Raw genomic sequence first — 22,589 nt, 5'->3', positions numbered from 1 at the left:
TAACCTACTGATTTACTTATATATTTCTCAAGCTCATAAAACGCCGTAAAAGGTGCATAAGTTTTTTTTGGACGTAAAAAAACCGGCTGATATAGCCGGTTTTTTTTGTGCCTGTTCATTCAATGATCAGCGGTAACTCAAGCCTGAACGTCGTACCTTGATCGACCACACTGCGGCATTCGATTCTGCCGCCATGGTGATCGACCACGGCTTTAACCATCGACAGGCCCAGACCAACGCCATCAATGCCCTGAGCCGAGGAAAAGCGCCGGTATTGGCTGAACAGGTCGGGCAGTTCCTCGGCGGCAATGCCTTTGCCCTGATCAACAAGCTCACAACGGAGCCAATCGTCCTGACACGTGACGCGCAACTGAATCGTGGTGTCAGCCGGGCTGTACTTGATGGCGTTTTCCAGCAGATTGAACAACGCACGGGTCAGCAGGCCCTGGTCAGCAGACACCAACCGTTCCTGGGACTGCTCGTCCATGTCGTGCAGCAGTTTGATGCATTTCTGCTGAGCGATCGGCAAGGCCTGATCGAGTACGTCCAGCACCAGCATCCCAAACAACGTCGGCTGGAACTGATACGTTTCGGATTCAGCCCTCGCCAACAACACGAAGCCATCGGTCAGATCCAGAGCGCGGTGAACCTGACGCTCGATCTGTTCGAACAATGGCGCATCCGCCCCGGCCTGATGACGATGAACATCAAGCAGAGCGAGGATCGCCGAGTGCGGCGCACGTAGATCATGGGAGAGGAAACGCAGCAAGACGCCGCGTTGTTCCTCGGCGGCGCGCTCGGCACTCAGGTCGGTCAAACTCAGCAACCAGCCGATTGGCGTGTCACCATCCACCGGTAGCAACGCAGCGCGCTCAAGGCGCAGGCTGCGCTCCTTGTGATCGCGAAATTCCAACAACGGCAGTGCGGATAACAGAGGACGCGGGGCTGTGGACAACTCTGGATATCCGAGCAGCGCCAACTGATCGAGAACGTCGTCACCCACCAAAGCATGATCGAACAGCTGGCGAGCCTTGCGATTGACCAAAAGGATCTGGCCCTTGGGATCGCTGATGAGCGTGGCGACGGGTAAATATTCCAGACCGTCAGCGATAAAGCGCCGGGTATCGCGGGTACGACTCATGGCTTGTTCGAGCGCCATGATCTGGCGCTGCAAGTGATCAGCGCCAGTGAACTGTGCGCGCCGGCGTTCGGGAAAGACTTTCGGTTCGCTGTCCAGCCGCGCCAGCTCCCAACCGAAGTACGTCAGCACCACACTCAGGCGTCGCCAGTTCCAGATCAGATAGCCGAACAACATGCCTAGCATCGCTGGCGTCGGCGACCACCACTCGCGGATTTCCGCCAGCCCGACGCTGGTCAGCAGCACGCCGACCATGCCGATCAACGTCATCCAAAGGGCCAGACGTGGACGCCATAACAGCAGCCCAAGAACGCAAGCCACCAGGCCCACCGAGAGCAATGCGCCAAGGCCCGGGGATGCGTCATTCAAATTGACCTGCGCTCTATACGATAACAGCGCAGTCAGTGGCAGCAGCACCAGACTTATCCACAACCACTCGCGCACCAACTGGCGAAACAGTCGCTGCACCTGGCTCGGCTCTCGGCTTTCATGCCGTCTGCGGTCATTCATGGGAAAAAGGGCAGGGAGGTGTGAATGGTTTCATAGTTCACAGGTCTGATACTCGACCCGAAGAATCATAGCGGACGTCGACCAACGGCGGGCCGCTTACTTTAATAGCGATGGTCGAGCGACTAAGGTTGACGACCAACAGCCCAAGCAACAAGGAACCCTCGCGTATGCGCGTTGCGATACTGGACGACGAACCCGCCGAACTGCGCCGGGTCGAGCAGACCCTGCAGCAAATGGCCGAAGCCGGAGAACAGCCTTGGTCGCTGCACAACTTCGAGCACGGTGAAGACCTGTTGCGACAGCTGCGCCGGGAAACCTTCGACCTGTTGATCCTCGACTGGCAACTGCCTGACATCACCGGGCTGGCCTTGTTGCGCTGGACCCGTGAACACATGGAGTCGCCACCGGCGGCGATCATGCTCACCAGCCGCGATGGCGAAAGCGATATCGTCCAGGCCCTGAATGCTGGTGCCGACGACTATGTCAGCAAACCGTTCCGGCCCAATGAACTGAAAGCCCGAGTCGCCGCAGTATTACGCCGGCACAGCCAGCCACGCAGCGCTGCAACCGAAGTGCTGAGCTTCAATGATCTGACCTTCGATGACGCCGAACTGACGGTCACCCGTGAGGGTAAACCGATCGTCATGACCGAACGCGAATACCGCCTCGCACGATGCCTGTTCAGCAACCTCGGCCGACCGCTGTCGCGGGATTACCTGTATGAGCGCTTCTGGCCCCATGAAGAAGTCGCTTCATCGCGGCCCTTGGACACGCACATCTATCGACTGCGCAACAAGCTGGGGCTGACGGCGGATCGCGGCTGGCAGTTGTTGACGATTTATGGGTATGGGTATCGGCTGGAAAGTGTGGCGACGGCGCAAGAATAAGATCAAGGAGCCAAAAAAAAGGCCAACGCAAATGCGTTGGCCTTTTTTTGGTGCTGACCGGGATCAGAAATCCAGGTTGGATACCGCCAGCGCATTGCTCTCGATGAACTCACGGCGAGGTTCGACCGCATCACCCATCAGGGTGTTGAAGATCTGGTCCGCGCCAATGGCGTCTTCGATAGTGACCTTCAGCATGCGACGCGAGCTTGGGTCCATGGTGGTTTCCCACAGCTGATCCGGGTTCATTTCGCCCAGACCTTTGTATCGCTGGATGGTGTGGCGCTTGGTGCTTTCGGCCATCAACCAGTCCAGGGCTTCCTTGAACTCGGTGACCGCTTTCTTGCGTTCGCCGCGCTGGATGTACGCGCCTTCGTCGAGCAGGGTACTCAGTTGAGCGCCGAGAGTGACGACAGTTTTGTAGTCATTACTGCCGAAGAAGTCGCGGTTGAACGTCACGTAGTTCGACAGGCCGTGGGAGATCAATTCGACCTCCGGCAGCCACACGCCACGTTCACGATCTTCACGCAGGCTGGCCTTGTAGACCAGACCGGACTTCTCGACGGTACGCAGACGGACTTCGTACTGAGCCAGCCAGTCTTGCATCGCAGCGTGGTCGCCGAGCTTTTCAAGGCTGACGGCCGGCAGATAGATGAAGTGCTCGGTCAGCTCCTGTGGGTACAGGCGCGACAGACGCTTGAGGGTCTTCATCACCATGCGGAAGTCATTCACCAGACGTTCCAGCGCCGGGCCGGAAATGCCTGGTGCTTCTTCGTTCAGGTGCAGGCTCGCATCTTCCAGGGCCGACTGCGTCATGTACTCTTCCATGGCGTCGTCGTCTTTGATGTATTGCTCCTGCTTGCCTTTCTTGACCTTGTACAGCGGCGGCTGAGCGATGTAGATGTAGCCACGCTCGATCAACTCCGGCAACTGACGGAAGAAGAAGGTCAGCAGCAAAGTACGGATGTGCGAACCGTCGACGTCAGCATCGGTCATGATGATGATGTTGTGATAGCGCAACTTGTCGATGTTGTACTCGTCGCGACCGATGCCGCAGCCAAGCGCAGTGATCAAGGTGCCCACTTCCTGGGAAGAGATCATCTTGTCAAAGCGCGCCTTCTCGACGTTGAGGATCTTACCCTTCAACGGCAGGATGGCCTGGGTCCTGCGGTTACGCCCCTGCTTGGCAGAGCCGCCCGCGGAGTCACCTTCCACGAGGTACAGTTCGGACAGCGCCGGGTCTTTTTCCTGGCAGTCGGCCAGTTTGCCCGGCAGGCCGGCTATATCCAGCGCGCCTTTGCGGCGGGTCATCTCGCGAGCCTTGCGCGCCGCTTCGCGGGCACGTGCGGCGTCGATCATCTTGCCGACAACGAGCTTGGCTTCGTTCGGGTTTTCCAGCAGGAAGTCGGAGAAGTATTTGCCCATTTCCTGCTCGACGGCGGTCTTCACTTCGGAAGAGACCAGCTTGTCTTTGGTCTGGGAGCTGAACTTCGGATCTGGCACTTTCACCGAAATGATCGCAGTCAGGCCTTCACGCGCATCGTCACCCGTGGTGGCGACTTTGTGCTTCTTCGCCAGGCCTTCAGCTTCGATGTAGGTGTTCAGGTTACGCGTCAGTGCGGAACGGAAGCCCACCAAGTGAGTGCCACCGTCGCGCTGCGGAATGTTGTTGGTGAAACACAACAGGTTCTCGTTGAAGCTGTCGTTCCACTGCAGGGCGATTTCCACGCCGATGCCGTCTTCACGCTGGATGTTGAAGTGGAACACCTGGTTGACCGGGGTCTTGTTGGTGTTCAGGTATTCAACGAACGCACGCAGGCCACCTTCGTATTTGAACAGCTCTTCCTTGCCGCTGCGCTCGTCTTTAAGGACGATGCCGACACCGGAGTTGAGGAAGGACAGCTCACGAATGCGCTTGGCCAGGATGTCCCAGCTGAAGTGAATGTTCTTGAAGGTTTCATCGGAAGGGCGGAAGTGAATCTGCGTACCCGTAGTCTCGCTGTCGCCAACGATTTTCATCGGCTCTTGCGGAACGCCGTGCACGTAAGTCTGTTCCCAGATCTTGCCGCTACGGCGCACGGTCAGGATCAGCTCTTCGGACAGTGCGTTCACCACGGAAACACCTACACCGTGCAGACCACCGGATACCTTGTAGGAGTTGTCGTCGAACTTACCGCCAGCGTGGAGGACGGTCATGATGACCTCGGCGGCGGAAACGCCTTCCTCTTTATGCACGTCTACCGGGATGCCACGGCCGTTGTCGCGAACGGTGATGGACTCATCCGGGTGGATGATGATGCTGATGTCATCGCAGTGGCCGGCGAGGGCTTCGTCGATCGAGTTGTCGACCACTTCGAACACCATGTGGTGCAGACCGCTGCCATCGTCGGTGTCACCAATGTACATACCGGGACGTTTGCGTACGGCATCCAGGCCTTTCAGCACTTTAATGCTCGTTGAGTCGTACGTATTTTCTTCGCTCAATGCCTTCACTCCCGATGGTCGTGGGTCTGGGTGATACGGCCCTGTTCCACGTGGAACAAAGCGACTGGCGTTTCCGTCTGCCAGCCTTCCCTCAATAATTCGTGATCTACACAGGTAATAAAAACCTGGCAGCGTAAGTCTTCCAACAAGCGGCACAGCGCACGACGGTGGTTCTCGTCCAGCTCGGACGGCAAGTCATCCACCAGATAAATACACTGACCGCGACGGGCCTGGCTCACCAGATGCCCTTGGGCAATCCGCAATGCACAGACCACCAGCTTCTGCTGACCCCGGGACAAGATGTCCGCAGCGTTGTGTGCGCCCAATCTAAGACGCAAATCAGCTCGTTGTGGCCCAGCCTGGGTATGGCCCACCTGCTGATCCCGTTGCAGGGATCCAGCAAGTACGGCACTCAATTCCCGGTCTTTGTCCCAACCTCGGTAATAGCTGAGCGTCAAACCTTCGAGCTCAACCAGTTCGCTCAAGGTTTGTTCAAAGACTGGTTTCAAGGCTTTGATGTAAGCGCGGCGGTATTCATCGATTTCAGCGCTGGCCTGGCACAGTTCCCTGTCCCAAACCGCTTGTGAAACGGCGTCAAGTGTACCATGCCGCAGCCAAGAGTTTCTCTGGCGCAGGGCCTTCTGCAAGCGCTGCCAAGTGGACATGAACCGAGGCTCGACGTGGAACACGCCCCAATCGAGAAACTGTCGGCGAATCTTCGGCGCACCTTCCAACAAGCGGAAGCTGTCCGGGTTGATCAGCTGCAGCGGAAGGATTTCCGCGAGTTGCGCGGCGCTACGGGCATTCTGGCCGTCGATGCGGATCTGGAACTCGCCCTGACGGTCGCGTGAAATTCCCAAAGCGCTGTGGCCACCCTCGGCCAGTTCGACCTGCCCAAACACCGTGCAGGCGAGTTGCTCGTACTGGATGACTGGTAATAGCCGCGTGCTGCGAAACGAACGGGCAAGCCCCAGCAGGTGAATGGCTTCCAGAACACTGGTTTTGCCGCTGCCGTTGGCGCCGTAAAGGATGTTGATGCGAGGGGAGGGAGAGAAGGTCACCGGGTGCAGATTACGCACCGCGGTGACCGAAACACGACTTAAGGACATCCAGGATCAGCTGTTTACAGGCGCATCGGCATGACAACGTAAGCCGAATCGTCGTTATCGGACTCTTGCACCAGCGCACTGCTGTTGGAGTCGGACAGAATCAGACGAACCTGCTCGGTGGTCATCACGCCCAGCACATCGAGCAAATAGCTCACGTTGAAGCCGATCTCCAGAGAGCCGCCGTTGTATTCAACGCCCACTTCCTCTTCCGCTTCTTCCTGCTCCGGGTTGTTGGCCTGGATCTTCAACTGACCACTGGCCAGTTGCAGACGGATACCGCGGTATTTCTCGTTGGACAGAATCGCGGTACGGCTGAACGCTTCACGCAGTGCCTGACGATCGCCCAGCACCAGCTTGTCACCGCCCTTCGGCAGAACGCGCTCATAGTCGGGGAACTTACCGTCGACCAGTTTCGAGGTGAAGGTGAATTCACCCGTGGTGGCGCGAATGTGATGCTGACCCAAGACGATGCTGACAATGCCGTCCGGCTCGGTGAGCAGACGCGCCAGTTCAAGAATGCCTTTACGCGGCACGATCACCTGATGACGATCCGGCTGACCGATATCGGCCTTCATCGAGCACATCGCCAGACGGTGACCATCGGTGGCCACTGCGCGAATGATGCCTTCCGAGACTTCCAGCAACATACCGTTTAGGTAGTAGCGCACGTCCTGTTGGGCCATGGCGAAGCTGGTGCGTTCGATCAAACGACGCAGTCTGCTCTGCTCCAGGCTGCAGGTCAGCGAGCCCGGGCCTTCTTCCACAGTCGGGAAATCATTGGCGGGCAGGGTCGACAGGGTGAAGCGGCTACGACCGGCCTTCACCACCAGCTTCTGCTCGTCGACCTTGATATCGATCAGCGCATCGTTGGGCAGGCTCTTGCAGATATCCATCAGTTTGCGCGCAGGCACGGTGATGGAACCTGTTTCAGCCGGCTCTTCGAGTTGCACACGACCAACCAGCTCGACTTCCAGGTCGGTACCGGTCAGCGACAATTGCTGGCCTTCGACAACCAGCAGCACGTTAGAGAGTACCGGCAAGGTCTGTCGGCGCTCAACGACGCCTGCGACCAGTTGCAGGGGTTTCAACAGGGCTTCGCGTTGAATGGTGAAATGCATGGTCTAGTCCCTTGCCTTAATAAGCTGCGCTGGTGTTCATCAAGTGGTCAGTGTACGCAGCAGGTTCTTGTAGTCCTCGCGGATGTCCGCGTCGGATTCCTTAAGTTCGTTGATCTTGCGGCAGGCGTGCAAAACAGTCGTGTGGTCGCGGCCGCCAAACACATCACCGATTTCCGGCAGGCTGTGGTTGGTCAGTTCTTTGGACAGCGCCATGGCGACCTGACGCGGACGTGCCACCGAGCGCGAACGGCGCTTGGACAGCAGATCGGAAATCTTGATCTTGTAGTACTCGGCGACGGTACGCTGAATGTTATCCACAGAGACCAGCTTGTCTTGCAACGCCAACAGGTCTTTCAGGGATTCGCGAATCAGCTCGATGGTGATGTCGCGACCCATGAAGTGCGAATGGGCAATCACGCGTTTCAGCGCGCCTTCCAGCTCACGGACGTTGGAGCGAATGCGCTGGGCAATGAAGAACGCTGCATCGTGTGGCAAGTCGACTTTGGCCTGGTCGGCCTTCTTCATCAGGATTGCTACGCGGGTTTCCAGCTCCGGCGGCTCGACGGCAACGGTCAGGCCCCAGCCAAAACGGGATTTCAGGCGTTCTTCAAGGCCTTCGATTTCTTTCGGGTAGCGGTCACTGGTGAGAATGACCTGCTGGCCACCTTCAAGCAGGGCATTGAAAGTGTGGAAAAATTCCTCTTGGGAACGTTCCTTGCGGGCGAAGAACTGAATATCGTCGATCAGCAAAGCATCCACCGAACGGTAGAAGCGCTTGAACTCGTTGATGGCGTTCAGTTGCAGCGCCTTGACCATGTCGGCCACGAAACGCTCGGAATGCAGGTACACGACCTTGGCATTCGGGTTCTTCTTTAATAGATGGTTACCCACCGCGTGCATCAAGTGAGTTTTACCCAGGCCAACGCCACCATATAGGAAGAGTGGGTTGTAGCCATGCTTTGGGTTGTCCGCCACTTGCCAGGCCGCCGCGCGGGCGAGCTGGTTGGACTTACCTTCGACGAAGTTTTCGAAGGTGAACGTGCGGTTCAGGTAACTGGTGTGCTTGAGCGCACCTTCGACCTGCACAGTGCGCTGTTCGGCTCGAACCGGAGCCTGCTGCGACGCAGCACCGGCCATCGGGTCAAAGCTGTCGCGAGAAGGCTCTTCGCTGACTTCCACAGTTTTCTGCGTCGAACGTTTGGCCTGAGTTGGCGCTGCGGCCGGCGCCTGCTGGCTTGCCGGGGCGTTGTTGGCATGGGCCAAAGACGCTTGCGCGGCGGCTAACGGGGCATTCGGGGCCGCACGCGGTGCCGAGCTACGTTTGCTGCCTATTAATAAGGAAAGCGCCGGCGCCATACCGTTGCCGTGCTCATCCAGCAGTTCGAGGACGCGCCCAAGGTACTTTTCGTTGACCCAGTCCAGTACAAAACGGTTCGGTGCGTAGACGCGCAACTCGTCGCCTTCGGCTTCGACCTGTAGTGGACGGATCCAGGTGTTGAATTGTTGGGCAGGCAGCTCCTCGCGCAAAAGCTCCACGCACTGCTGCCAAAGTTCCACTGACACGGATATCCCCTAAGTTGAAAGCCGGTGAGGCAAAAACAAGCGGCCATTGTAGCGGCGAGCCGTCCACTTATCCACATGCAGGTTGCCCCCCGTCCATGATTTATCAATGCGTTAAACGGAAAAAAGGCGACCAACGGTGTGTGAATAAGCTCTGTGGATAACCGCCTCTAAGGGCATTGGACAAGTGGGGGCTAAACTCGGTGGATAACCTGCCTGTGGATAACAGCCCATTCCACACACAGGTTATCCGACACTGCAGCACAGGCTGACCACGGTTTTCCACTGTAGTTGTCATTCTCTGTACATCAGGTTAAACATGGCCTCAAGGCAGTTATCCACAGAAGATCGTCGCCCTAGCTTTTATAAGCTTTACAGAAAAGCTTTAAATAATTCCCTTCTTTATTTTTATGTATGGCGAACAGGCTTTCAGCCAAAGAAGGTCCTGAGATCTATTTATAAGGAAACGTTGGTTGGAAATTGACCTGAAGCCTTGCTTTCTCTAGAATCCCCGGTCTCTTAAAACGGGGGCCATTCCGGCCCGTTGTGGACGAACCAGGTAACACGACATGAAACGTACTTTCCAACCAAGCACCATCAAACGCGCTCGTACCCACGGTTTCCGTGCTCGCATGGCTACCAAGAACGGTCGCGCAGTCCTGTCGCGTCGCCGCGCCAAAGGTCGTGCGCGTCTGGCAGTTTGATAATCCGGTACTGGAGGTGAGTCAGGACTTCAGTCGGGAAAAGCGTCTGCTTACCCCCCGGCATTTCAAGGCAGTCTTTGACTCCCCTACCGGCAAGGTTCCGGGGAAAAATCTCCTGCTCCTTGCGCGCAACAACGATCTTGATCACCCCCGTCTCGGGCTGGTTATCGGGAAAAAGAGCGTAAAGCTCTCCGTTGAGCGCAATCGCCTCAAACGTCTGATGCGCGAATCGTTCCGTCTGCACCAGGATTCACTGGTCGGCTGGGACATTGTTATCGTCGCGCGCAAAGGTTTGGGTGATGTAGAAAACCCCGAATTGATTCAGCATTTCGGCAAACTCTGGAAGCGTCTGGCCCGTAACAATCCAGTTCCAGCAGTCAAAACCGAAACTGTAGGGGTAGACAGTCCAGATGCGTAAACTGGCCCTCGTTCCGATCCAGTTTTATCGCTATGCCATTAGTCCTTTGATGGCCAGCCACTGTCGTTTCTACCCCAGTTGTTCCTGCTACGCGTATGAAGCCATTGAAAATCATGGCCTTCTGCGCGGTGGCTGGCTGACCTTTCGTCGTTTAGGTCGCTGTCATCCGTGGAATCCCGGTGGTTATGACCCGGTTCCACCTATCCCTACCTCCCGTTCTTCTTCGATGGCCGAGTAATCATGGATATCAAACGCACGATCCTGATCGTCGCCCTGGCAATCGTGTCCTACGTTATGGTTCTTAAATGGAACCAGGACTATGGCCAGGCTGCCCTGCCGACTCAGAATGTTGCTGCCAGTACGACTACATCCGGTTTGCCGGACACCGCCACTGGCAATAATGCTGCCGCCAGTGACGATATTCCGCGCTCCGCTAGCGATACCAGCGCACCTGCTGAAATTCCGGTGGCTGCCAGCAAGGATCTGATCCAGATTAAAACCGACGTGCTCGATCTTGCGATCGATCCACAAGGTGGCGACGTTGCTCAACTGACCTTGCCTCTGTATCCACGTCGTCAGGATCGTCCAGATGTTCCGTTCCAGCTGTTCGACAACGGCGGCGAACGTATTTATCTGGCGCAAAGCGGTCTGATCGGTACCAATGGCCCGGACGCAAATCCGGCTGGTCGCCCTCTTTACTCCGCCGAGAAGAAGACTTATCAACTGGCTGACGGTCAGGACCAACTGGTCGTTGATTTGAAGTTCAGCAAGGACGGCGTCAATTACATCAAGCGTTTCACTGTGAAACGCGGCCTGTATGACGTAACCGTTTCCTACATTGTGGATAACCAGAGCGCTCAGCCCTGGAATGGCGCAATGTTTGCCCAGTTGAAGCGCGACGACAGCGGCGATCCTTCGTCCACAACTGCTACCGGCACCGCGACTTACCTGGGCGCTGCCCTGTGGACAAGTTCGGAGCCGTACAAGAAAGTGTCCATGAAGGACATGGACAAGGCGCAACTCAAGGAAACCGTCACCGGTGGCTGGGTAGCCTGGCTGCAACACTACTTCGTGACCGCATGGATTCCGGCCAAGGGCGAAAACAACATCGTCCAGACCCGTAAAGACAGCAAAGGCAACTACATCATCGGTTACACCGGTCCAACAATGACCGCTGCACCAGGTGCCAAAGTTGAAACCAGTGCTGTGCTATACGCCGGTCCAAAAAGCCAAGCCGTGCTGAAAGAGTTGTCCCCAGGTCTGGAACTGACTGTCGACTACGGCATCCTGTGGTTCATTGCCCAGCCGATTTTCTGGCTGCTGCAACACATCCACGCGATCGTGGGTAACTGGGGCTGGTCGATCATCTTCCTGACCATGCTGATCAAGGGTATTTTCTTCCCTCTGTCGGCAGCCAGCTATAAATCGATGGCGCGCATGCGTGCCGTAGCACCGAAACTGGCCGCATTGAAAGAGCAGCATGGCGATGACCGGCAGAAAATGTCGCAAGCCATGATGGAGCTGTACAAGAAAGAGAAGATCAATCCGCTGGGTGGCTGCTTGCCAATCCTCGTGCAGATGCCGGTTTTCCTTTCGCTGTACTGGGTTCTGCTCGAAAGCGTGGAAATGCGCCAAGCGCCATTCATGCTGTGGATCACTGACCTGTCGATCAAGGATCCGTTCTTCATTCTGCCGATCATCATGGGCGCAACCATGTTCATCCAGCAGCAGTTGAACCCGACTCCTCCGGATCCGATGCAGGCGAAGGTCATGAAAATGATGCCAATCATCTTCACCTTCTTCTTCCTGTGGTTCCCGGCTGGTCTGGTGCTGTACTGGGTAGTGAACAACTGTCTGTCGATTGCACAACAGTGGTACATCACGCGTAAGATCGAAGCGGCGGCGAAAAAAGCCGAGGCGTAACTTGCTCTGTGGATAACACCACTCAAAACGCCCCCTAGTGGGGCGTTTTGCTATCTGCCACTTTTGTCTGGATTACGGTTTATGAGCGCACCTCGTGAAACCATCGCAGCTGTCGCCACCGCTCAAGGTCGCGGTGGTGTGGGCATTGTTCGAATTTCCGGTCCACTGGCCAGTGTTGCGGCCAAAGCTATCGCCGGCCGCGAACTGAAACCGCGGTACGCCCATTACGGCCCGTTTTACAGTGACGACCAACAGGTGCTCGACGAAGGTCTGGCGCTTTATTTCCCGGGGCCGAACTCATTCACTGGCGAAGATGTGCTGGAATTGCAGGGCCACGGCGGCCCGATCGTTCTGGACATGTTGCTCAAGCGTTGCCTGGAAATGGGTTGCCGTTTGGCTCGCCCAGGTGAATTCAGCGAACGCGCGTTTCTCAACGACAAACTCGACCTGGCCCAGGCCGAGGCGATTGCCGACCTGATCGAGGCCAGTTCTGCACAGGCGGCGCGCAATGCCCTGCGCTCGTTGCAAGGCGCATTCTCCCAGCGTGTGCATAACCTCACCGAACAGCTGATAGGCCTGCGTATCTACGTCGAGGCCGCCATCGACTTCCCGGAAGAAGAAATCGACTTCCTCGCCGATGGCCACGTATTGAGCATGCTCGACAAAGTGCGCGACGAATTATCCACAGTACTGCGCGAGGCCGGCCAGGGTGCCTTGCTTCGCGATGGTATGACCGTGGTGATTGCCGGCCGTCCAAATGCCGGCAAGTCCAGTCTGCTGAATGCCTTGGCCGGCCGTGAGGCAGCGATCGTGACCGAGATTGCCGGTACCACTCGGGATATCCTGCGTGAACATATCCACATCGACGGTATGCCTCTGCACGTTGTGGATACCGCAGGTCTGCGCGATACCGACGATCAGGTGGAAAAAATCGGTGTCGAGCGCGCATTGAAAGCCATTTCTGAAGCGGATCGGGTGCTGTTGGTCGTAGACGCGTCGGCGCCTGAGGCGTTGGACCCGTTCGCCTTGTGGCCGGAATTTCTCGAGATCCGCCCGGACCCGGCGAAAGTCACTCTGATCCGTAATAAAGCAGATCTGACGGGCGAACCAATTGCTCTGGAAACAAGCGACGACGGCCATGTGACCATCAGTCTGAGTGCCAAATCTGCAGGTGAAGGCCTGGAGTTGCTGCGCGAACATCTCAAGGCCTGCATGGGCTACGAGCAAACCTCGGAAAGCAGCTTCAGCGCCCGTCGCCGGCATCTGGAGGCCTTGCGCCACGCCAGCGCGGCGCTGGAACACGGTAGAGCCCAACTGACACTGGCGGGGGCTGGTGAGTTGCTGGCTGAAGATTTGCGCCAGGCCCAGCACTCGCTGGGTGAAATTACCGGTGCATTCAGCTCCGATGATCTGCTCGGACGAATCTTTTCCAGCTTCTGCATCGGTAAATAATCCCTCCTGCTGTTCACAGGCGGGCCCGTTCGCGGCCCGTCTGTTTCCCTCATCATTGAATTGATTCCAGAAGTGCCGGGCAGATTTATGCGCCCAGGGCGACTTTCGCCTGCGCGCGAGTGGTTCATTGATCAATTTTCTGTGGTTTAAGCCCTGTGAATAACTGCCACTGAGATCAGTTGATAACAGGGCCTGAAAACTGGATATAACTCGCTCTGTGGATAACCACCCCTTTCATCCACAGGCTTAAACCGGTTATCCAAGCCGCTCATGGCCACATGGCCACAGGGTTTTGAATCTCTGTACACATTGAAAAATAAGGCCTGTAGAGATCTATCCACAGAAATCATGCTCAGTAAGAATAAGCATTAAAACAAAGGTTTTATAAATTTCTTTCTTTTTTATTCTTTTAAGCTCGAGTTCTCCACAGCTGGTTAATTTTTGTGCAGAGGGTTCTTTAGGGAGGGCGAAGTCCCTATACTTCTCGACCGGGTTCAGAAACCTGATCTCAAACTATTCCTGAATTACCTACTTAAGCAGGCACGAGGTGCGTGGTGGATTTCCCTTCCCGTTTTGAAGTGATCGTCATCGGCGGCGGTCATGCCGGTACCGAGGCAGCACTGGCGTCAGCACGTATGGGGGCAAAAACCCTGTTGCTGACGCATAACGTGGAAACCCTCGGCGCCATGAGCTGTAACCCCGCCATCGGTGGCATTGGCAAAAGCCATCTGGTCAAGGAAATCGACGCCCTTGGCGGCGCGATGGCCATGGCTACCGATAAGGGCGGCATCCAGTTTCGCGTGTTGAACAGCCGCAAAGGCCCAGCGGTACGGGCAACTCGTGCGCAAGCCGACCGGGTTTTGTATAAAGCCGCTGTCCGCGAAATTCTGGAAAACCAGCCCAACCTGTGGATATTTCAACAAGCTGCCGATGACCTGATCGTTGAACAGGAACAGGTACGCGGTGTTGTCACACAAATGGGTCTGCGTTTCTTCGCCGATTCCGTGGTATTGACCACCGGTACGTTCCTCGGTGGACTTATCCACATCGGTTTGCAGAATTTCTCCGGCGGTCGTGCCGGTGATCCGCCATCGATTGCTCTGGCACATCGTCTGCGTGAAATGCCGCTGCGTGTGGGTCGATTGAAAACCGGCACGCCGCCGCGTATCGATGGCCGATCTGTGGATTTCTCGGTGATGGCCGAACAACCGGGCGATACGCCGATCCCGGTGATGTCGTTCATGGGCAACAAGGAACAGCATCCGCGGCAAGTCAGTTGCTGGATTACCCACACCAACGCTCGTACTCACGAAATCATTGCCGCCAACCTCGACCGTTCGCCAATGTATTCCGCTGCCGGCGAGATCGAAGGCATCGGCCCGCGTTACTGCCCGTCGATTGAAGACAAGATTCACCGCTTTGCCGACAAGGAAAGCCATCAGGTGTTCATCGAACCGGAAGGTTTGACCACCCATGAGCTTTATCCGAACGGGATATCCACAAGCTTGCCGTTCGACGTGCAATTGCAAATCGTGCAATCGATTCGCGGCATGGAAAACGCGCACATCGTGCGTCCCGGTTATGCGATCGAGTACGACTACTTCGATCCGCGTGACCTGAAGTACAGCCTGGAAACCAAAGTCATCGGCGGTCTGTTCTTCGCCGGGCAGATCAACGGCACCACCGGTTACGAAGAAGCCGGCGCCCAGGGTTTGCTGGCCGGGGCCAACGCGGCACTGCGTGCGAAGGGCAAAGAAGCCTGGTGCCCGCGCCGCGATGAGGCGTACATCGGGGTTCTGGTCGATGACCTGATCACACTGGGTACCCAAGAGCCGTACCGCATGTTCACTTCCCGTGCCGAGTACCGTCTGATCCTGCGCGAGGACAACGCCGACCTGCGCCTGACTGAAAAAGGTCGCGAGCTGGGTCTGGTCGATGACGCGCGTTGGGCGGCTTTCTGCAAGAAACGCGAAAGCATCGAACTCGAAGAGCAGCGCCTGAAAAGCACTTGGGTACGCCCGGGCACGCAACAGGGCGATGCCATTGCGGAAAAATTCGGTACTCCGCTGACCCACGAATACAACTTGCTCAACCTCTTGAGTCGTCCGGAAATCGACTACGCTGGTCTGGTCGAAGTGACCGGGCACGGCGCCGAAGATCCACAGGTCGCCGAACAGGTCGAGATCAAGACCAAATACGCCGGTTACATTGATCGTCAACAGGACGAAATCGCCCGTCTGCGCGCCAGTGAAGACACGAAGTTGCCTGTGGATATCGATTACACCAACATTTCCGGTCTCTCCAAGGAGATCCAGAGCAAGCTCGGCGCGACTCGTCCAGAGACGCTGGGTCAGGCTTCACGGATCCCGGGCGTGACCCCGGCAGCGATTTCGCTGTTGATGATTCATTTGAAAAAACGCGGCGCGGGCCGTCAGTTGGAGCAAAGCGCTTGAGTTCTAAGGTCACTTCGCAACACGCCGAAGAGTTATCCACAGGAGCCCGCGAGCTCGGGATCAATCTCACTGAAACCCAGCACGAATTGCTGTTGGGTTATCTGGCCTTGTTGATCAAATGGAACCAGGCCTACAACCTCACGGCTGTGCGCGATCCGGACGAAATGGTTTCGCGTCACTTGCTCGATAGTCTGAGCGTGATGTCGTTCATCGAAAACGGCCGCTGGCTCGACGTCGGCAGTGGTGGCGGTATGCCGGGGATCCCGCTGGCGATTTTGTATCCGGACTCGCAAGTGACGTGTCTGGACAGCAACGGCAAGAAAACCCGCTTCCTGACTCAGGTCAAACTCGAACTCAAACTGGATAACCTGCAAGTTATCCACAGTCGTGTCGAAGTCTTTCAACCTGCTCAGCCTTTCAACGGGATCATTTCCCGGGCGTTCAGCAGCATGGAAAACTTCAGCAACTGGACTCGCCATCTCGGCGACGCCGATACACGCTGGCTGGCAATGAAGGGCGTTCATCCGGCCGATGAGCTGGTAGCATTGCCGGCAGACTTCAAACTCGATAGCGAACACGCCTTGGCCGTACCCGGTTGCCAAGGCCAACGCCATCTGCTGATACTGCGCCGCACGGCATGATTGGGAACACAAGCAAGAATGGCTAAGGTATTCGCGATAGCGAACCAAAAGGGTGGTGTGGGCAAGACCACCACCTGCATCAACCTCGCAGCATCCCTGGTCGCGACCAAGCGCCGGGTGCTGTTGATCGATCTCGATCCACAGGGCAACGCCACCATGGGTAGCGGTGTGGATAAACACGGTCTGGAAAACTCGGTCTATGACTTGCTGATCGGTGAATGCGATCTGGCTCAGGCCATGCACTATTCCGAGCACGGCGGTTATCAACTGCTGCCGGCCAACCGCGACCTGACAGCCGCTGAAGTGGTTCTGCTGGAAATGCAGATGAAGGAGAGCCGCCTGCGCAGCGCGTTGGCGCCGATCCGGGAAAATTACGATTACATTTTGATCGACTGCCCACCGTCGCTGTCGATGCTCACTCTCAACGCACTGGTAGCCGCTGACGGGGTGATTATCCCCATGCAGTGCGAGTACTTTGCGCTCGAAGGTTTGAGCGACCTTGTGGATAACATCAAGCGTATCGCCGAACTGCTGAATCCGAACCTGAAAGTCGAAGGTTTGTTGCGCACCATGTACGACCCGCGCCTGAGCCTGATGAACGATGTCTCGGCGCAGCTCAAGGAACACTTTGGCGAGCAACTGTACGACACGGTCATTCCGCGCAATATCCGTCTCGCCGAAGCTCCGAGCTACGGCATGCCGGCTCTGGCGTACGACAAGCAATCGCGCGGCGCACTGGCCTACCTGGCCCTGGCAGGCGAGATGGTTCGTCGTCAGCGCAAAAATTCACGCATTGCTGCCGCTCAGGCAACTTAAGGAATCCCCATGGCCGTCAAGAAACGAGGTCTCGGACGTGGACTGGATGCACTGCTGAGTGGTCCGACTGTCAGCTCGCTGGAAGAACAAGCCGCACAAGCTGACACGCGTGAGCTGCAACACCTGCCGCTGGACTTGCTCCAGCGGGGCAAATACCAGCCTCGTCGGGACATGGACCCGCAGGCGCTGGAAGAACTGGCGCAGTCGATCAAGGCGCAAGGCGTGATGCAACCGATCGTGGTTCGACCGATTGGTGATGGGCGCTTTGAAATTATCGCGGGTGAGCGTCGCTGGCGCGCCAGCCAGCAGGCCGGTCAGGAAACCATCCCGGCGATGGTCCGCGATGTGCCGGATGAGACCGCGATCGCTATCGCCCTGATCGAGAACATCCAGCGCGAAGACCTCAACCCGATTGAGGAAGCGGTCGCGCTGCAGCGCTTGCAGCAGGAATTCCAGCTGACTCAGCAACAAGTTGCCGAGGCTGTGGGTAAGTCACGCGTGACTGTGGCTAACCTGTTACGGCTTATTGCGTTGCCGGAAGTCATCAAGACCATGCTGTCTCACGGCGACCTGGAAATGGGTCATGCCCGTGCTTTGCTCGGTCTGCCGGACAATCAACAGGTAGAAGGGGCGCGACATGTTGTCGCACGAGGCCTCACCGTGCGCCAGACTGAAGCACTGGTTCGCCATTGGTTGAGTGGCAAACCGGAGCCTGTGGAAGCGACCAAACCCGACCCCGATATCGCTCGTCTCGAGCAGCGTCTGGCCGAGCGCCTAGGCTCTGCGGTGCAGATTCGCCACGGGAAGAAGGGAAAGGGCCAGTTGGTGATCGGCTACAACTCGCTCGATGAGCTTCAAGGTGTGCTCGCTCACATCCGCTGAAACATTTCCTCATGTAGCGGGCAGTCGGAAATCACTACCTGACAGTTGAATAGGGGCAGAACCGCCCCTATACTCTGCGCGCATTTTGTCGGCACAAATTATGCCAAGTTATTGAATTCTGGCAGCCGACCATTGGAGAGCAAATGTGATGGAAACCCGCAAGCCAAACCGCCTGCCGTTCCATCGCCTGGCGGTTTTTCCGGTGTTAATGGCTCAATTTGTCATTTTGCTCATTGCCGCTTTGGCGCTCTGGCAATGGCACGGAGTCGTTGCCGGATACTCGGGACTTTGCGGAGGCCTGATAGCCTTGCTGCCCAATGTATATTTCGCTCACAAGGCATTTCGGTTTTCCGGCGCCCGAGCAGCCCAGTCCATCGTCCGGTCATTTTATGCCGGCGAGGCAGGCAAACTGATTTTGACGGCAGTGCTCTTTGCACTGGTGTTTGCAGGTGTGAAGCCGCTGGCGCCGATAGCAGTATTCGGCGTGTTCGTGCTGACTCAGTCGGTCAGCTGGTTCGCTCCCCTGCTGATGAGAACAAGACTTTCGAGACCTTAGGGCGTTTGAGGCAACCATGGCAGAAACAACCGCTTCGGGCTATATCCAGCACCACTTGCAGAACCTGACCTTCGGTCAGCTACCCAACGGCGGCTGGGGCTTTGCCCACACCGCAGCAGAAGCCAAAGAAATGGGCTTCTGGGCTTTCCACGTCGATACTCTCGGCTGGTCGGTTGCGCTGGGTCTGATCTTCGTTCTTCTTTTCCGCATGGCGGCAAAGAAGGCGACTTCGGGTCAGCCAGGTGCTTTGCAGAACTTCGTTGAAGTATTGGTCGAATTCGTCGATGGCAGCGTGAAAGACAGCTTCCATGGCCGTAGCCCGGTGATTGCACCGCTGGCACTGACCATCTTCGTCTGGGTGTTCCTGATGAACGCCGTCGACCTGATACCGGTCGACTGGATTCCTCAGTTGGCCATCCTGATCTCCGGTGACCCTCATATCCCGTTCCGCGCCGTGTCGACTACCGACCCGAACGCGACTCTGGGCATGGCGTTGTCGGTTTTCGCACTGATCATTTTCTATAGCATCAAGGTCAAGGGCATCGGCGGCTTCATCGGCGAACTGACCCTGCACCCGTTCGGCAGCAAGAACATCTTCGTTCAAGCCCTGCTGATCCCGGTGAACTTCCTGCTGGAATTCGTGACCCTGATCGCTAAACCGATCTCTCTGGCTCTGCGTCTGTTCGGCAACATGTATGCCGGTGAGCTGGTGTTCATTCTGATCGCTGTGATGTTCGGCAGCGGTCTGCTCTGGCTGAGCGGCCTGGGCGTTGTTCTGCAGTGGGCGTGGGCTGTTTTCCACATCCTGATCATCACGCTGCAGGCGTTCATCTTCATGATGCTGACCATCGTCTACCTGTCGATGGCGCACGAAGAAAACCATTAAGACCAGTCTCGACTAGTCTGATGTCCTTCCCGGTCAAACGGGAAGGGGCTCTTCACAGGGCACCTGAAACGATTTGTTTTACCGCTTTAATCTAAAAAACCTAAACCATACGACGTAAAAGTCGGGAGGAAAGATGGAAACTGTAGTTGGTCTAACCGCTATCGCTGTTGCACTGTTGATCGGCCTGGGCGCACTGGGTACCGCAATTGGTTTCGGCCTGCTGGGCGGCAAGTTCCTGGAAGGCGCAGCGCGTCAGCCAGAAATGGTTCCAATGCTGCAAGTTAAAATGTTCATCGTTGCCGGTCTGCTCGACGCCGTAACCATGATCGGTGTTGGTATCGCTCTGTTCTTCACCTTTGCGAACCCGTTCGTTGGTCAGATCGCTGGCTAATTACCCGGATTCTTCCGAGTAATTTGATGTGATGGACAACGTAACTGCGAGGTGTTGGCGTGAACATTAATGCGACCCTGATTGGCCAGTCCGTTGCGTTCCTGATTTTTGTACTGTTCTGCATGAAGTATGTTTGGCCTCCGGTCATTGCTGCTCTGCACGAACGTCAAAAGAAGATCGCTGATGGTCTGGACGCTGCCAGCCGTGCAGCTCGCGACCTGGAGTTGGCCCAAGAAAAAGCGGGTCAGCAACTGCGCGAAGCGAAGGCTCAAGCAGCTGAAATCATCGAGCAAGCCAAGAAACGCGGTAACCAGATTGTCGAAGAGGCCGTTGAAAAGGCCCGTATCGACGCTGACCGTGTGAAGGTTCAGGCTCAAGCCGAGATCGAACAGGAACTGAACAGTGTCAAAGACAAGCTGCGCGCCCAAGTGGGTTTGCTGGCTGTCGGCGGCGCCGAGAAGATCCTGGGTGCCACAATCGATCAAAACGCGCACGCAGAGCTGGTTAACCAACTGGCTGCTGAAATCTAAGCGAGGGCGATCATGGCAGAACTGACCACGTTGGCCCGACCTTACGCTAAGGCGGCCTTCGAGCACGCTCAGGCCCACCAGCAACTGGCCAATTGGTCAGCCATGCTCGGCCTGGCTGCAGCGGTGTCGCAAGACGACACCATGCAGCGCGTGCTCAAGGCCCCGCGACTGACGAGCGCAGAAAAGGCCGCCACGTTTATTGACGTGTGCGGCGACAAGTTTGATGTGAAGGCACAGAACTTCATCAATGTCGTTGCCGAAAACGACCGTCTCCCGCTTCTGCCGGAGATAGCCGCTCTTTTCGACCTGTACAAGGCCGAGCAAGAGAAGTCGGTAGACGTTGAAGTGACCAGTGCTTTTGCATTGAACCAAGAACAGCAAGACAAACTCGCCAAGGTTCTCAGTGCACGACTCAACCGGGAAGTGCGCCTGCAAGTCGAGGAAGATAAAGCCCTTATTGGGGGTGTTGTCATCCGCGCCGGCGACCTGGTTATCGATGGCTCGATTCGCGGCAAAATCGCGAAACTTGCCGAAGCATTGAAATCTTGAGTTTGAAGGGGCAGCAGAGCAATGCAGCAACTCAATCCTTCCGAAATAAGTGAAATTATCAAGGGCCGCATCGATAAGCTCGATGTGACCTCCCAAGCCCGTAACGAAGGCACTGTCGTCAGCGTATCTGACGGCATCGTGCGGATTCACGGTCTGGCCGACGTAATGTACGGCGAGATGATCGAGTTTCCGGGCGGCGTCTACGGTATGGCCCTCAACCTGGAGCAAGACTCCGTAGGTGCCGTTGTATTGGGCGCTTACCAGTCTCTTGCCGAAGGCATGAGCGCCAAGTGCACCGGCCGCATCCTCGAGGTTCCTGTTGGTAAGGAACTGCTGGGTCGCGTAGTCGACGCACTGGGTAACCCTGTTGATGGCAAGGGTCCACTGGGCAACACTCAGACCGACGCGGTCGAGAAAGTTGCTCCAGGCGTGATCTGGCGTAAGTCGGTAGACCAGCCTGTACAGACTGGCTACAAGGCTGTCGATGCCATGATTCCTGTCGGCCGTGGCCAGCGTGAGCTGATCATCGGTGACCGTCAGATCGGTAAAACCGCTCTGGCGATCGACGCGATCATCAATCAGAAAGACAGCGGCATTTTCTGCGTCTACGTAGCGATCGGTCAGAAACAATCGACCATCGCCAACGTGGTTCGCAAGCTGGAAGAGAACGGCGCCCTGGCCAACACGATCATCGTGGCTGCCAGTGCTTCGGAATCTCCTGCGCTGCAGTTCCTGGCACCGTACTCCGGTTGCACCATGGGTGAATTCTTCCGCGACCGCGGTGAAGACGCGCTGATCGTTTATGACGATCTGTCCAAGCAAGCAGTGGCTTACCGCCAGATTTCCCTGCTGCTGCGCCGTCCACCAGGCCGTGAAGCTTACCCAGGCGACGTGTTCTATCTCCACTCCCGTCTGCTGGAGCGCGCTTCCCGCGTTTCGGAAGAATACGTAGAGAAGTTCACCAACGGCGCAGTGACCGGCAAAACCGGTTCCCTGACCGCACTGCCGATCATCGAAACCCAGGCTGGCGACGTTTCCGCGTTCGTTCCGACCAACGTGATTTCCATCACTGACGGTCAGATCTTCCTGGAATCGGCCATGTTCAACTCCGGGATCCGTCCTGCTGTGAACGCCGGTGTTTCGGTATCCCGTGTGGGTGGTGCCGCTCAGACCAAGATCATCAAGAAGCTCTCCGGTGGTATCCGTACCGCTCTGGCTCAGTACCGTGAACTGGCGGCATTCGCCCAGTTCGCTTCTGACCTGGACGAAGCGACCCGTAAGCAACTTGAGCATGGTCAGCGCGTTACCGAGCTGATGAAGCAGAAGCAATACGCACCAATGTCGATCGCTGACATGGCGCTGTCGCTGTATGCCGCTGAGCGTGGGTTCCTGACTGACATTGAAATCGCCAAGATCGGCAGCTTCGAACAAGCGCTGATTGCTTACTTCAACCGCGATCACGCCGATTTGATGGCCAAGATCAACGTTAAAGGTGACTTCAATGACGAAATCGACGCTGGCATGAAAGCCGGTATCGAGAAGTTCAAGGCCACCCAAACCTGGTAAGCCGCAGCGGGAGCCGCGA

Annotated in this window: 21 protein-coding genes; 16 read left to right on the top strand and 5 right to left on the bottom strand. The window is 56.7% G+C overall.

What is annotated here, in order from left to right:
- Positions 1 to 115: 115 nt before the first annotated feature.
- Positions 116 to 1,648, bottom strand: a complete 1,533-nt coding sequence (locus H8B20_RS12470; RefSeq protein ID WP_210623292.1) for a sensor histidine kinase — start codon at positions 1,646 to 1,648, stop codon at positions 116 to 118.
- 167 nt (positions 1,649 to 1,815) lie between these two features.
- Between H8B20_RS12470 and H8B20_RS12465 the strand changes: the two genes are divergently transcribed.
- Positions 1,816 to 2,535: a response regulator transcription factor gene (locus tag H8B20_RS12465; RefSeq protein WP_210623291.1), complete on the top strand. Its 720-nt coding sequence runs from the start codon at positions 1,816 to 1,818 to the stop codon at positions 2,533 to 2,535.
- Between the two features lie 63 nt (positions 2,536 to 2,598).
- Here the strand turns inward: H8B20_RS12465 and gyrB are convergent, their stop codons facing one another.
- Genes gyrB through dnaA form a run of 4 tightly spaced genes read right to left on the bottom strand, consistent with a single transcriptional unit; the run spans position 2,599 to position 8,806 of the window.
- The gene (gyrB, locus tag H8B20_RS12460; protein WP_042561927.1) at positions 2,599 to 5,016 is read right to left on the bottom strand and encodes a DNA topoisomerase (ATP-hydrolyzing) subunit B; all 2,418 of its coding nucleotides are present in this window, start codon (positions 5,014 to 5,016) and stop codon (positions 2,599 to 2,601) included.
- A 5-nt stretch (positions 5,017 to 5,021) separates the two neighbouring features.
- Entirely contained in the window at positions 5,022 to 6,125 is a 1,104-nt protein-coding gene (gene recF, locus H8B20_RS12455) for a DNA replication/repair protein RecF (RefSeq protein ID WP_047303476.1), read from the bottom strand.
- A gap of 14 nt (positions 6,126 to 6,139) precedes the next feature.
- Positions 6,140 to 7,243 carry a DNA polymerase III subunit beta gene (dnaN, locus tag H8B20_RS12450; RefSeq protein ID WP_042556902.1) on the bottom strand — a complete coding sequence of 368 codons (1,104 nt, stop codon included), beginning with the start codon at positions 7,241 to 7,243 and terminating at the stop codon, positions 6,140 to 6,142.
- A 39-nt stretch (positions 7,244 to 7,282) separates the two neighbouring features.
- Positions 7,283 to 8,806 carry a chromosomal replication initiator protein DnaA gene (gene dnaA / locus H8B20_RS12445; protein WP_042556901.1) on the bottom strand — a complete coding sequence of 508 codons (1,524 nt, stop codon included), beginning with the start codon at positions 8,804 to 8,806 and terminating at the stop codon, positions 7,283 to 7,285.
- A gap of 566 nt (positions 8,807 to 9,372) precedes the next feature.
- Here dnaA and rpmH point away from each other — a divergent pair.
- From rpmH to atpA, 15 genes are all read left to right on the top strand, one after another.
- Positions 9,373 to 9,507: a 50S ribosomal protein L34 gene (gene rpmH, locus H8B20_RS12440; RefSeq protein WP_003213577.1), complete on the top strand. Its 135-nt coding sequence runs from the start codon at positions 9,373 to 9,375 to the stop codon at positions 9,505 to 9,507.
- Positions 9,508 to 9,523: 16 nt separating this feature from the next.
- On the top strand, positions 9,524 to 9,925 hold the full coding sequence (gene rnpA / locus H8B20_RS12435) for a ribonuclease P protein component (RefSeq protein ID WP_042556900.1): 402 nt from the start codon (positions 9,524 to 9,526) through the stop codon (positions 9,923 to 9,925).
- Positions 9,918 to 10,163 (top strand): membrane protein insertion efficiency factor YidD, encoded by a 246-nt coding sequence (gene yidD, locus H8B20_RS12430; RefSeq protein ID WP_010465488.1) that lies wholly within the window; start codon positions 9,918 to 9,920, stop codon positions 10,161 to 10,163. Before rnpA ends, yidD begins: the two co-directional genes overlap by 8 nt.
- 2 nt (positions 10,164 to 10,165) lie before the next feature.
- The gene (gene yidC / locus H8B20_RS12425) at positions 10,166 to 11,848 is read left to right on the top strand and encodes a membrane protein insertase YidC (RefSeq protein WP_042556899.1); all 1,683 of its coding nucleotides are present in this window, start codon (positions 10,166 to 10,168) and stop codon (positions 11,846 to 11,848) included.
- An 81-nt stretch (positions 11,849 to 11,929) separates the two neighbouring features.
- Positions 11,930 to 13,300 (top strand): tRNA uridine-5-carboxymethylaminomethyl(34) synthesis GTPase MnmE, encoded by a 1,371-nt coding sequence (gene mnmE / locus H8B20_RS12420; protein ID WP_210623290.1) that lies wholly within the window; start codon positions 11,930 to 11,932, stop codon positions 13,298 to 13,300.
- A 554-nt stretch (positions 13,301 to 13,854) separates the two neighbouring features.
- Positions 13,855 to 15,753 carry a tRNA uridine-5-carboxymethylaminomethyl(34) synthesis enzyme MnmG gene (gene mnmG / locus H8B20_RS12415; protein WP_042556897.1) on the top strand — a complete coding sequence of 633 codons (1,899 nt, stop codon included), beginning with the start codon at positions 13,855 to 13,857 and terminating at the stop codon, positions 15,751 to 15,753.
- Positions 15,750 to 16,394 (top strand): 16S rRNA (guanine(527)-N(7))-methyltransferase RsmG, encoded by a 645-nt coding sequence (gene rsmG, locus H8B20_RS12410; RefSeq protein WP_210623289.1) that lies wholly within the window; start codon positions 15,750 to 15,752, stop codon positions 16,392 to 16,394. Before mnmG ends, rsmG begins: the two co-directional genes overlap by 4 nt.
- Before the next feature lie 18 nt (positions 16,395 to 16,412).
- Positions 16,413 to 17,210: a ParA family protein gene (locus H8B20_RS12405; RefSeq protein ID WP_007911909.1), complete on the top strand. Its 798-nt coding sequence runs from the start codon at positions 16,413 to 16,415 to the stop codon at positions 17,208 to 17,210.
- 9 nt (positions 17,211 to 17,219) lie between these two features.
- Positions 17,220 to 18,092 carry a ParB/RepB/Spo0J family partition protein gene (locus H8B20_RS12400; RefSeq protein ID WP_210623288.1) on the top strand — a complete coding sequence of 291 codons (873 nt, stop codon included), beginning with the start codon at positions 17,220 to 17,222 and terminating at the stop codon, positions 18,090 to 18,092.
- 148 nt (positions 18,093 to 18,240) lie between these two features.
- Positions 18,241 to 18,648: a F0F1 ATP synthase subunit I gene (locus H8B20_RS12395; protein WP_008084411.1), complete on the top strand. Its 408-nt coding sequence runs from the start codon at positions 18,241 to 18,243 to the stop codon at positions 18,646 to 18,648.
- A gap of 16 nt (positions 18,649 to 18,664) precedes the next feature.
- Positions 18,665 to 19,534 carry a F0F1 ATP synthase subunit A gene (atpB, locus tag H8B20_RS12390; protein ID WP_042556894.1) on the top strand — a complete coding sequence of 290 codons (870 nt, stop codon included), beginning with the start codon at positions 18,665 to 18,667 and terminating at the stop codon, positions 19,532 to 19,534.
- 133 nt (positions 19,535 to 19,667) lie between these two features.
- Positions 19,668 to 19,925 carry a F0F1 ATP synthase subunit C gene (atpE, locus tag H8B20_RS12385; protein ID WP_003097235.1) on the top strand — a complete coding sequence of 86 codons (258 nt, stop codon included), beginning with the start codon at positions 19,668 to 19,670 and terminating at the stop codon, positions 19,923 to 19,925.
- Between the two features lie 59 nt (positions 19,926 to 19,984).
- Entirely contained in the window at positions 19,985 to 20,455 is a 471-nt protein-coding gene (locus tag H8B20_RS12380) for a F0F1 ATP synthase subunit B (RefSeq protein ID WP_016772403.1), read from the top strand.
- 12 nt (positions 20,456 to 20,467) lie between these two features.
- Positions 20,468 to 21,004: a F0F1 ATP synthase subunit delta gene (locus tag H8B20_RS12375; RefSeq protein ID WP_042556893.1), complete on the top strand. Its 537-nt coding sequence runs from the start codon at positions 20,468 to 20,470 to the stop codon at positions 21,002 to 21,004.
- Between the two features lie 21 nt (positions 21,005 to 21,025).
- On the top strand, positions 21,026 to 22,570 hold the full coding sequence (gene atpA, locus H8B20_RS12370; protein ID WP_042556892.1) for a F0F1 ATP synthase subunit alpha: 1,545 nt from the start codon (positions 21,026 to 21,028) through the stop codon (positions 22,568 to 22,570).
- The last annotated feature ends 19 nt before the right edge of the window (positions 22,571 to 22,589 follow it).

It is taken from the genome of Pseudomonas sp. P42 (assembly GCF_017973755.1).
GTDB classification, from domain to species: domain Bacteria; phylum Pseudomonadota; class Gammaproteobacteria; order Pseudomonadales; family Pseudomonadaceae; genus Aquipseudomonas; species Aquipseudomonas iridis.
Note: the sequence above shows the minus strand (reverse complement) of the source record. Positions and strands in the feature narration are given on the sequence as shown.

What these genes read in the sequence shown, in the direction of transcription:
- H8B20_RS12470 (WP_210623292.1), bottom strand. Translation starts at nt 1,648, where the DNA reads ATGAATGACCGCAGACGGCATGAAAGCCGAGAGCCGAGCCAGGTGCAG.
- H8B20_RS12465 (WP_210623291.1), top strand. Translation starts at nt 1,816, where the DNA reads ATGCGCGTTGCGATACTGGACGACGAACCCGCCGAACTGCGCCGGGTC.
- recF (WP_047303476.1), bottom strand. Translation starts at nt 6,125, where the DNA reads ATGTCCTTAAGTCGTGTTTCGGTCACCGCGGTGCGTAATCTGCACCCG.
- dnaN (WP_042556902.1), bottom strand. Translation starts at nt 7,243, where the DNA reads ATGCATTTCACCATTCAACGCGAAGCCCTGTTGAAACCCCTGCAACTG.
- rpmH (WP_003213577.1), top strand. Translation starts at nt 9,373, where the DNA reads ATGAAACGTACTTTCCAACCAAGCACCATCAAACGCGCTCGTACCCAC.
- yidD (WP_010465488.1), top strand. Translation starts at nt 9,918, where the DNA reads ATGCGTAAACTGGCCCTCGTTCCGATCCAGTTTTATCGCTATGCCATT.
- yidC (WP_042556899.1), top strand. Translation starts at nt 10,166, where the DNA reads ATGGATATCAAACGCACGATCCTGATCGTCGCCCTGGCAATCGTGTCC.
- mnmE (WP_210623290.1), top strand. Translation starts at nt 11,930, where the DNA reads ATGAGCGCACCTCGTGAAACCATCGCAGCTGTCGCCACCGCTCAAGGT.
- H8B20_RS12405 (WP_007911909.1), top strand. Translation starts at nt 16,413, where the DNA reads ATGGCTAAGGTATTCGCGATAGCGAACCAAAAGGGTGGTGTGGGCAAG.
- H8B20_RS12400 (WP_210623288.1), top strand. Translation starts at nt 17,220, where the DNA reads ATGGCCGTCAAGAAACGAGGTCTCGGACGTGGACTGGATGCACTGCTG.
- H8B20_RS12395 (WP_008084411.1), top strand. Translation starts at nt 18,241, where the DNA reads ATGGAAACCCGCAAGCCAAACCGCCTGCCGTTCCATCGCCTGGCGGTT.
- atpB (WP_042556894.1), top strand. Translation starts at nt 18,665, where the DNA reads ATGGCAGAAACAACCGCTTCGGGCTATATCCAGCACCACTTGCAGAAC.
- atpE (WP_003097235.1), top strand. Translation starts at nt 19,668, where the DNA reads ATGGAAACTGTAGTTGGTCTAACCGCTATCGCTGTTGCACTGTTGATC.
- H8B20_RS12375 (WP_042556893.1), top strand. Translation starts at nt 20,468, where the DNA reads ATGGCAGAACTGACCACGTTGGCCCGACCTTACGCTAAGGCGGCCTTC.
- atpA (WP_042556892.1), top strand. Translation starts at nt 21,026, where the DNA reads ATGCAGCAACTCAATCCTTCCGAAATAAGTGAAATTATCAAGGGCCGC.